The 11,279-nt window shown below is 32.9% G+C and carries 5 protein-coding genes; 2 read left to right on the top strand and 3 right to left on the bottom strand.

Annotation, left to right across the window (positions count from 1 at the left end; translation table 11 throughout):
* Nucleotides 1-64 precede the first annotated feature (64 nt).
* Nucleotides 65-817 carry a glycosyltransferase family 2 protein gene (locus MXE27_RS02250; protein ID WP_248610771.1) on the bottom strand — a complete coding sequence of 251 codons (753 nt, stop codon included), beginning with the start codon at nucleotides 815-817 and terminating at the stop codon, nucleotides 65-67.
* A 226-nt stretch (nucleotides 818-1,043) separates the two neighbouring features.
* The gene (locus MXE27_RS02245; RefSeq protein ID WP_342765978.1) at nucleotides 1,044-2,099 is read right to left on the bottom strand and encodes a nucleotidyltransferase domain-containing protein; all 1,056 of its coding nucleotides are present in this window, start codon (nucleotides 2,097-2,099) and stop codon (nucleotides 1,044-1,046) included.
* A 240-nt stretch (nucleotides 2,100-2,339) separates the two neighbouring features.
* On the opposite strand from MXE27_RS02245, the gene MXE27_RS02240 reads away from it, so the two are divergent.
* Entirely contained in the window at nucleotides 2,340-2,750 is a 411-nt protein-coding gene (locus MXE27_RS02240; protein WP_248610770.1) for an FxLYD domain-containing protein, read from the top strand.
* 9 nt (nucleotides 2,751-2,759) lie between these two features.
* Here MXE27_RS02240 and MXE27_RS02235 read toward each other — a convergent pair whose 3' ends face one another.
* Complete coding sequence (locus tag MXE27_RS02235; protein WP_248610769.1) at nucleotides 2,760-4,565, bottom strand: ABC transporter ATP-binding protein; 1,806 nt, start codon at nucleotides 4,563-4,565, stop codon at nucleotides 2,760-2,762.
* Between the two features lie 737 nt (nucleotides 4,566-5,302).
* Here MXE27_RS02235 and MXE27_RS02230 point away from each other — a divergent pair.
* Nucleotides 5,303-11,182 carry a beta strand repeat-containing protein gene (locus MXE27_RS02230; protein WP_248610768.1) on the top strand — a complete coding sequence of 1,960 codons (5,880 nt, stop codon included), beginning with the start codon at nucleotides 5,303-5,305 and terminating at the stop codon, nucleotides 11,180-11,182.
* Nucleotides 11,183-11,279: the final 97 nt, after the last annotated feature.

Below are 11,279 nucleotides of genomic sequence, written 5' to 3'. Positions count from 1 at the left end.
TTGTAATTTTTATATCATTTAAAATTAAATTTCATTTAAAAATAGTAAATTTATTATTATTATTTTATTCACTAGAATTACTATAATAATCAGACCGTTTTAGGAATTTTCTATTTATCATGTAATTTACATGTCTCCAGCCGTCTTTAATGGAACTTAACTTAGCTTCGCCGCCTCTAACACGGTAATTAATAGGGGTCTGGAATATTTTCAAATCTTTTTCGGATGCTTCAATCACCATTTCAATGGCAAATTCCATCCCTGGAGATTTCAAATCCAATTTATCAATAGAACTCTTTTTAAAAGCGCGCATACCACAATGAGTGTCTTTCACATCTGATTTAAATAAAATATTTAACATTTTGGAAAGCATAGGGTTTCCAAGGTATCTGTGCAATGGCGGCATAGCACCGCTTTCTATTTCTCCATCAAAACGAGATCCTATCACAAAATCGTAATTTTCTTCTAAAATGGGTAAAATAAATTCATGGGCATATTCTAATGGATAAGTACCATCTGCATCTCCCATGATTATTATATCTCCTTTTGTTTCTTTGAGTCCTTTTAGGTAGGCATTCCCATACCCTCGATTAGGTTGATAAACCACTCTAGCCCCTGATTCCCTGGCTTCTTGAGCGGTATTGTCTGTAGAATCGTTATCTACTACTATTATTTCCACTTGAAATCCCATTTCTTTTAATTTATTAATAGGAATGGAAGAAACAGTTTTTCCAACAATACCCTCTTCATTTAGTGCTGGAATAACCACTGAAATTATGGTGAAATTATCATTGAATTTTTTAATATTATGATTCATTTTAATCATCCAATAAATTATTGAATATGGAATTATAAAAATAAGATATAATCCACATCCCCATACTTAATTTAATTATTATATAATATAAATATTCTGAGTTGAAATAATCATACTTTGCTAAGTAATTGGAGGTTTTTTTTAGATTTATGAACAGAAAATAATATTCGGAAACGGTTTATTGTTAATATTTTCTTAATAATGGGTTTTAGAGAATAATTTTGTATTAGTGGTATCTTATTATTAATAAAATAGGGTGAAGAATAAAATAAAGAGGAAATAAAAATTGAGGTAAAGGAATATCTTTATAATCTCTATAAACAGGCCTTGTCAAAATATTCAAACAATCTTTAATGCCATCCATAACATTTTCCCTTTTTTTAAAATATATATACGATTTTTCAAAAATATTTAATGATTTATTATTTTCATAGAAAATCCTTTTTTTAATAATATCTGAAATAGTTTTTACTGCATCATCTGAACTCAAATCATAAGAAATGGTATCTGGGAGTTCTAATCCAAAAAAATCTCTTGCTAATGATAAATTAATCATTAATATTCGTTTTACCCCTAATTTTTCGGCTTTTTCAAGGGTTTCATACCAATCAATATTCTCTCTTTGAATAAATTCTGAAATATCACAAATCCATGATAATCGAGTCCAGCCATGTTTTGCAACATGTATAGATAGTATCAGAATTTGATTAACTTGGGAAAATGTTTTTAACTTGAATTCACTAATTTCAAAGATTTTTGGATCGTTTAACAAAAAATTTGGATTCTTAGGAAATGAAAAAAACATACCTTCAAAGTTCCACTTAATTTCAACTGTTGATCTTGTTTTTGGGTTTATAAATGTAAATTCTGAGAGTAATTTCATATACGGATCTTTATTCTCTGATTTGGTTTCTTTTGGATGATAAAGTTCATATCCCCTTGAAAGAATAATATTTTTGGCCTTTAATGCATCTGATCTGTTGGTTAATAAAATATCAATATCACTAAATTCTCTGAATGTAATATTTCCATATGCGGTGGATGCTAAAATAGGCCCCTTGTAAGAAAATGTGTCAATATCTTTTGACCTTAATAAGTTCATAACAGTAATTAATTCTCCAGTTAATAATAGGTTTTTTTTGGCATTTTCATTAAAAAAATTTTTTAATTGGCTTAAAATATTATTCGGAACGCTTTCAGGACAAATAGAATTAAGATTAATATATAAAAGAGGCATTACTCTATGTAATAATGCTTTCGCTATTAAATAATCCCATTTCACATCTTGTTTAATTAATGAGTTTATTTTGATTTTTGTGTGAGAATTAACTTTTGTTTTGCTACAACAGAGTAGAAGTTCATCTTCAGGACTGAGATTAATGCTAATTTTACTATCTTTTATCAGTAATATCCCTCAGTTAAATCTATACTATCAATTTATTTATAAACCATAGGATTATAATATTATTATAAAATTTTTTCTTTAATTAAATATTAATTTAATTAATTAAGAGGATAGTTTATGGATAAAAAATTTTTAGTCATGTTTATTATTTTGTCTATGGTAGTAGTGCCAGCAATATCTGGTTGTACTATTAAAAATAAATCTGATAAAACTTGGGGAGAAAAAGAACCAGCTAAATTAAGTGATTTATATATAATAAATTCTACTGGAGATCACTCAGATAGAAATACTACATTTTACTATTATATTTGGGGATATATTGGAAATAAAGCAAAATCTGATGCTTCTAATGTGGAAATAACTGCTAAATATTATGATAAAAACGGTACTTTACTGGGGAATACTACAGTGTCTCCTTATAATCCTAAAATAGTTCCTGCATTAAGTAAATCATCTTTTTATATTACTTTTGAAGATCCTGATCAAAAAATTGTAAATTATACATTAAATATTGTAATTAAGAAATAATATAGTTTCTTAATTTTTCTCTATATGTTGACTATTAAAAATACTATTAAATCTTCCTTTTTTCATTTCAATAAGTTCCTGCCAAGTTCCAGATTCAATTATTTTGCCGTTACTAATTAAATAAATGAAATCTGCATTACGGATAGTGGATAACCTATGGGCTATCATTAAAATGGTCACATCACCATGTATATTTTCAATTGAATCTAATATTCTTTTCTCGTGTTTAGAATCGAGATTACTGGTTGCTTCATCTAATATTAATAATGATGGTTTTTTTAGTAATGCTCTGGCAAATGTTAATCGTTGTCTCTCTCCTCCAGACAACCTAACTCCCCGATCACCTAAAATAGTATTTAAACCTTCAGGAAGTTTATAAACAAACTCATCGGCTGAAGCTGAGTTTAAAGCATCTTTAAAATCTTTATCACATGCATCTGGTTTGACTAAAAGTAAATTGCTACGGATAGTATCATTGAATAGAAATGTATCCTGAGCTACGTAACCTATTTGATCACGCCATGTGCGCCTGGTTTTATCAGTTAAATTTGTGCGATCTATTATAAGATTACCTTTGTCTGGTTTTATTAACCCCATTAATAAGTCCGCAATAGTACTTTTCCCCGCCCCAGATAAACCAACAATGGCAGTTGTCTTTCCGTGAGGTATATTTAAATTTAGATTTTTAATGGCAAAAGAATTATTATCATATGAAAAAGAAACATTCTCAAAAGTTATGCTGTCTTTAAAGATTAAATCAACATCTTTACTATCCATTTCTTTATTATATTCACATTCTTTTTCTAAATTCACCACATTAACAAAAGCAGGAATCATATTTATAAAATACTGGTAACTGCGCTGTATAGTGGAAAATCGAGGTATCATTCTCACAAATAAGAATAATAATATTAGAAGTTCTGCTGTTGAAATTGTTATAACACTGATTAAAATGAATACAATAACACTTAGAATAATTACAGACCCTACATCAAAATAGAATTTAATATCAGTGTAATTTTTAATAGTTGTTTTATATTTATCTGCAAGATCGTTAGCAGTTTTTGAAAAATCATCAATATTTTGATGTTCCATATTGAAACTTTTAATGGTCTTCATACCATCCAAATGCTGCATAGTGGAGGAATACATCTCTTTAGATTTAATGGTAAGATCTTGGCCAGTTGAGGCAGAAGCACTTGTTCTTTTTTTTAAAATTAAAAGAAGAATCAGCCCTACTAAAAACACCATCCAGGTTATCAAACCAGATAACTCCAGGGCAAAGATAAGATAAACTGCAAGTACAAAGACATTAGCAGTTAAACTTAAAAATTGACCCGCCCCTACACTGATTCTTTCCACTTCATTGGTCAGGGCATGGGCAAAATCAGAAGACCTTTTTTTAGTAAAAAAAAGCCAATTGGAATTGGTGATGGATGAGAAAAGTTTTTTCCTAATATCTGCTGCAAATTCATACTGGATTTCTGCACTACTCGTGCTCTGCAATTTAACAAAGAATGAATTCAAGCTGATAATCAACACATATATTACAAGGACCATGGCCAGGTTGGGTTCAACCTGGATTTGATTAAAGAAATATGATATGGATGAAGCAATTTGTCCCAGAGATCCTTCCTGTACATTTAAACCAACTAACTGCAGCAAGGGCACCAGTAAGAGTAACCCAATACCTTCTGTTAGGCTAATAATTACCATTAAAATTACAGTTAAAGTGAATTTTTTAGGCTTAAAACTGGTTAAATGGATTATGTACTGGCCAATGTAACTTCCTTTTAAAAAATTCTTTGCTTTCATTTGTGGACCATATTCTTCTTGTTTTTGTTAGTTATTTAGATTCATTTTAATTTTTATTATATCTATATTCTTGTGGGAGAATAATTATTGATAGTTTATTTTAGTGAAAATCTTCTTTTTAAATTAAGAGTTTGCTTAAATTTTTTTTGAGATTTACTGGAAGATTCTATTTTTTGTTGCTTTGAAAAATAGATAGATTGAAAATATAACTATAATGCTATTATATTCACAAAAAAATTAGCTTATGTTACATCAATCACAAAAATTTAGGATTCTGTGATCATATTCACAAAAAAGCAAGGGTTATTATTTTTCGTGATAGTTGTTATTATACTACTTTGAATTTTCAATAAAAGGCGATATATTCTAGTTTTTTTAATTAAAATATTGATTCATGTCACTTTTTTAATCAAATTACTGAATAATTATTTTTTATCATGATTATCAGTTATTTTTAGTGATTTTGAACTATCATATTTCGAGTTTTTGTTTAAATATTTTTATCTAAATCTTCATTTTAGTGATAATTAGTTGACAAAAATGGGGAAAGTTATATATGTGATTTCACAATAATTATCTCTATAATTATATAAATGTGTATTTAATCACTAAAAATCAGCGACTTTCAACTATCACGTGAATTTTTTCACAACAAAACAATTTTTCTATGAATTCGGATTTTAAATTTAAAACTAATCAAATAACAAATTGGGAGATAATGGGAAGGTGAATAAATAATGCAAAGAAGATTATTTGCAATTTTGATAACAATTGTCTTTGCAATGATCATTTGTGGTGCTTCAACAGTAGCTGCAGCAAATGATACTGATAATTTTGATACGGATGGTTTAACCACGTCAAATTCCATCCAATTAAATGAATCACAGACAAATAATCAAAATTCAATGGAAAACTACGGATCAAATGTGACTGAAGATGGATTGCCAAGTAAAGAAACTAATTCAAATTCTTCAGAAAGTACTCAATCGACTACAACGATGGGAACAGATTCTACTGCTCCTGATCCACAGATTTGGAGAAATGGGGTTCCAGTAGCGAGAGGATTCTATCCTGCAGGATATGTTTTTAGTTCAATTTATTGGGCTATGTACTATGCTCAAGATGGCGATACAATTATGTTAGAAAGTGGCGCAACTTTTACAGAAACATTTACTGTCAGTAAAAATTTGAGTTTCGATGTTCTTGACAATGGCCGTGCCACTATAAGTGGTAGTAATTCAGCTCGCAGGGTTACTGTTAGTTCTGGTTGTACGGTTACTTTCAATAACATAGATTTCATCAACGGAAACACTAATAGGAATGGAGGAGCTATTACTAGCTCGGGTACTCTAATATTAAATAATTGTACTTTCAGTAATAACCGTGCAGATGGTAATGGGGGCGCAATTTACAGTACTGGGACATTAACTATAAATAACTGTAATTTCACGAGTAATGCTGCAGCTAGCGGCGGGGCTATTTATGCTAATGGTGTTTTAACAATAACCGGTAGTAAATTCACCAGTAATACTGGGAGCTCTGATGGTGGTGCAATTTACAGTAATAACGGTTTAATAATCACCAATAGTTCTTTTACAAGTAACACAGCATCTATGAATAATAATGGTGCTGGTGGTGCTATATGTCAAGGAGATAGTACTACTAATATTGGAATGAATTTAGTTATCACAAACTGTACATTTACCAGTAATCAGGGACAACACGGAGGAGCAATATGGACCAATGCAGGTACTTCTGCAAACTCCGCGACGATAACCAATACATCATTTACCAGTAATGTAGGAATCTACGGTGGTGCGATTCGTAACTGGGGAATTTTAACCATCAGCAAATCAAACTTCACCAGTAACAGTGCTACTCAAGGGGGAGCCTTAAATAATTATAACAATGGAAGATCCATTTTAACTGTAACTGAATCTAATTTACTTTATAATAGTGCAACTACTGGCGGGGCTCTTTACAATGATGCCGGTACTTCTGAACTTCACTTCAACAGGATAGTTGGAAATTCTGGAACAGATGTATATAGATCTAGTGGGGTTTTAAATGCACAAAACAACTGGTGGGGGACTAACCTGGAAGGCAGCACTCCACTAGCTGCAGGAAAAGTAAACAATGATGTTAATGCCACTACTTGGTTAGTCTTAAAGATAAATGCTAACCCTAATTTGATAAAAGTTGGTGGAACTTCAACAGTAACTGCCACCTTAACCTATGACAATGCAGGAACTTATTATAACCCTGCATCAGGACATGTTCCCGATGGAATAATAGTAGATTTCAGTGGTACCCTAGGAACAATTCCAGATGGAAGTATGGTAAATGGAGTGGCAACTTCAACTTTCACTGCAGGTTCCAAGCCAGGAGTGGCAAATGTAAGTGCTGCTGTGGACAGTCAAACTGTAAATACGAACATAACTATTGGTCGGGATGATGTTTACGTTTCACCCACGGGCAGCGATACTACTGGAGACGGAAGCTCAAGCAATCCATTCCAGACTATAAGTGCAGGAATAGCCGGGGTTTACCCTGGAGGAACCGTTCATATCTTAAATGGAACATACAATAGTTCAAGTGACCGGAATATTGTAATCAACAAAAACATGACTATTGTTGGATCAGGTGCAAGTTCCACAATACTCAATGCACAATTACAGGGAAACTTCTTTAACATAACCAGTGGATCCACAGTTAGAATTTCTGGATTAACCCTAGCAAATGGTAGTATAACTGGAAATGGTGGAGCCATAAACAATGCAGGTAATCTGACTCTTACTGAATGTAACTTATTAAATAACACTGCAACAGGTAATGGAAAAACAATATACAATACGGGAAATGCCAATATCACATTCAACCGGATAATTGGAAATGGAGTTGTAATATACAGTACCACTAATACTGTAAATGCCACCAACAACTGGTGGGGAAATAATTCTAATCCAAGTAGTAATGTTTCAAGTAATGTGAATGTCAGCAGATGGCTGGTTCTAACAGTAGGTGCTTCACCTACTTTAATTAAAGTAGGAAACACTTCCACAGTTACAGCTGATGTAACTCACGATAACACTGGAGCAGATACCTCCAGCCAGGGACACATACCTGATGGAATACCAATAGGATTTGTGGGAACACTGGGAAATGTGAGCTCAGGCACCACAGTAAATGGTAGAGTGATTGTAACTTTCACAGCAGGACCTAAACCCGGAATTGCCGTGGTCAATGCAACTTCTGATAACCAAACCGTCAGTGCATCAATTACCATTGGCAGGGATGAAGTCTATGTATCACCTGATGGAAATGACGCTACCGGAGACGGCAGTGCTGAACATCCATTTAAAACAATTAGTGCAGGAATAGCAGGAGTTTACCCTGGAGGAACCATACAAATTGCCAGTGGAACCTACAATGAACACGATCTAGTTATAAATAAAAATGTGACTATTGCAGGGTCTGGTGCAAGTACTACTATTATTAATGCTCAAGAAATCGGTAGAATATTCAATATAACCAGTGGAAATACTGCAAGTATCTCCGGACTAACTTTAGCTAATGCCAGTGCCACTGGAAATGGTGGAGCTATAAACAATGCAGGAAACCTAACCTTAACTGAAAATAATCTACTAAATAATACTGCAACTGGAACTGGAGGAACCATTTACAACACTGGAAACCTAATCATGCACTTCAACAAAATTAATGGAACCGGCAATGTCATTGCCAGCCCAAGTGGTTCAGTCGATGCCAAAGTAAACTGGTGGGTTTCCAATGATAATCCAAGTAGTAAAGTAAGTGGAAATGTTGATGTCAGTACATGGTTAGTTCTAAGAGTAACAGCATCACCAAATATCGTACAAACTGGTGAAACCTCACTCATTACAGCAGACCTAACCCATAATCAAAATGGAGTATACTACAACCCTTCATCTGGACATGTTCCTGATGGAATAGTTATATCTTTCAGCAGTACTTTAGGTACAGTAAATCCTGGAAGTTCTGTGATGGTCAATGGGGTTGCAACAACCACATTCACAGCCACATCACCCTCTGGAACTGCTGTTGTAAATGCAACTGGAAGCCCAACAGTAAGTACAGATATTGACATATTAGGAGAGCATATTTATGTATCTCCAACAGGTAGTGACAGTGAAGGAGATGGAAGTGCAGCAAAACCATATGCAACCATTAAAAAAGCAGTTGAAATGACAGCACCAGGTGGAACATTAACCATATTAAGTGGAACTTACACAGGAGCTGGAAACTACGATGTAACCATAGATAAAAATATAAACATTGTAGGATCTGGAGCTAACTCTACCATCATTGATGCACAATCACTGGGAAGAATCTTTGATATCACTGATGGCTCTACAGTGAGCATTACCAATTTGACTTTACAAAATGGTAGAGCAAATGGAAATGGTGGAGCAATCAACAATGCCGGAAATTTGACTATTACTGGATGTAATTTATTAAATAATACTGCAACCGGAACCGGAAGTGCGATTTACAACACTGGAAATGCAGAAATACACTTCAATAGGATCATTGGCAGCGGAATTCTAATAAATAGTACATCTGGAGCAGTGGATGCTACCAATAACTGGTGGGGCAGTAATGCAGATCCAAGTAGTAAAGTATCTACTGGTGTGGATGTTAGTACCTGGTTGGTTTTGACTGTTAGTGCAAGCCCAAATGTAGTAGCTGTAGGTGGAACTTCAACCATTACAGCTGATTTAATACACAATAATCTGGGAGTTGATACCAGTAGTCTGGGCCATGTTCCTGATGGGATTAGTATTTTATTTAATACTACGGATCATACATTAGGTGTAATTAACCCTGAACTTGATATTTTGAGAAACGGATTATCAAATTCTCGTTTCACTGCTATAAATACAGGTTTGCCAAATATATCAGTTAGCTTAGATAATGAAATGCAAAATACAAATATTCGTATATATGATAATGTGACTTTGTCTGTGACTAATTATGCGTGGCTTCCGGGTGTTTATACTTATAATTATAAGCAGCAGGTTGTTATGTTGGCTCAGGTGAATAATTTGGGTAATACGGCTGCTACGAATATTGTGGTTAAGTATGTTATTGGAAAAGCGTTTAAAGTTATTAGTTATAATTTGATTCAGCCGGGTACTTTAAGTTTTGATGAAGATACTAATACTTTCACGTGGGTGATTGATATATTGGAGGGTGGTAATGGAACTTCTTCAGGTTCTTATGCTTCTTTTTCAGTTTTATTAGAATCTCTGAAAGTGGGTAGTGGAACTTCTGATTTTAGTCTTAATTCGACTATTGTGAGTTGTGATCAAAATAATATTGGTGCTACTAAAACTAGGGTTAGGAATTTGATTATTTCTCCTGCTGCGGATATTCAGGTTGATCAGACAGTGAATAATACTAATCCTCAACAAGGAGATTATGTGACTATCACTGTTAAAGTAAAAAATAATGGTCCAAGTAATGCTACGGGGATTAATATTACAAATATGATACCTGATAGTTTGTATGTAGGTTCATTAGATATTAATACCGGTTTCACACTAAGTTTAGGAAGTTATGATTTGTCGACGGGTATTTGGAGTATTTCTAATTTGAATAATAACACGGAAGCTACTTTAACTATAATTGCTAGAGTTGATGCTGTATCTGGAACTCAAATTACTAACCGTGCTTATCGTTCAGGAATAGCAACACAATACGATTGGTTCACAGCAAACGACGCTTCCATTATAAATATAACTGTAAATGCAAGCAGCAAGTCATCTACTAATAATGTGACTTTGTCTGTGACTAATTATGCGTGGCTTCCGGGTGTTTATACTTATAATTATAAGCAGCAGGTTGTTATGTTGGCTCAGGTGAATAATTTGGGTAATACGGCTGCTACGAATATTGTGGTTAAGTATGTTATTGGAAAAGCGTTTAAAGTTATTAGTTATAATTTGATTCAGCCGGGTACTTTAAGTTTTGATGAAGATACTAATACTTTCACGTGGGTGATTGATATATTGGAGGGTGGTAATGGAACTTCTTCAGGTTCTTATGCTTCTTTTTCAGTTTTATTAGAATCTCTGAAAGTGGGTAGTGGAACTTCTGATTTTAGTCTTAATTCGACTATTGTGAGTTGTGATCAAAATAATATTGGTGCTACTAAAACTAGGGTTAGGAATTTGATTATTTCTCCTGCTGCGGATATTCAGGTTGATCAGACAGTGAATAATACTAATCCTCAACAAGGAGATTATGTGACTATCACTGTTAAAGTAAAAAATAATGGTCCAAGTAATGCTACGGGGATTAATATTACAAATATGATACCTGATAGTTTGTATGTAGGTTCATTAGATATTAATACCGGTTTCACACTAAGTTTAGGAAGTTATGATTTGTCGACGGGTATTTGGAGTATTTCTAATTTGAATAATAACACGGAAGCTACTTTAACTATAATTGCTAGAGTTGATGCTGTATCTGGAACTCAAATTACTAACCGTGCTTATCGTTCAGGAATAGCAACACAATACGATTGGTTCACAGCAAACGATTCTATGCAAACATATATCCTAGTAAATTGATAAAATAGTTATTAGATTATTTAATCTAATTATTTTATTATTATATAATGAGGTGTTTTTATGGATAAGAAGAATTATAATAAACCAGAATTAAAAA

This window comes from Methanobacterium alcaliphilum (assembly GCF_023227715.1).
In the GTDB taxonomy this organism is placed as follows: domain Archaea; phylum Methanobacteriota; class Methanobacteria; order Methanobacteriales; family Methanobacteriaceae; genus Methanobacterium_E; species Methanobacterium_E alcaliphilum.
The sequence above is the reverse complement of the archived record's forward strand: the minus strand, read 5'-3'. Positions and strand labels throughout refer to the sequence as shown.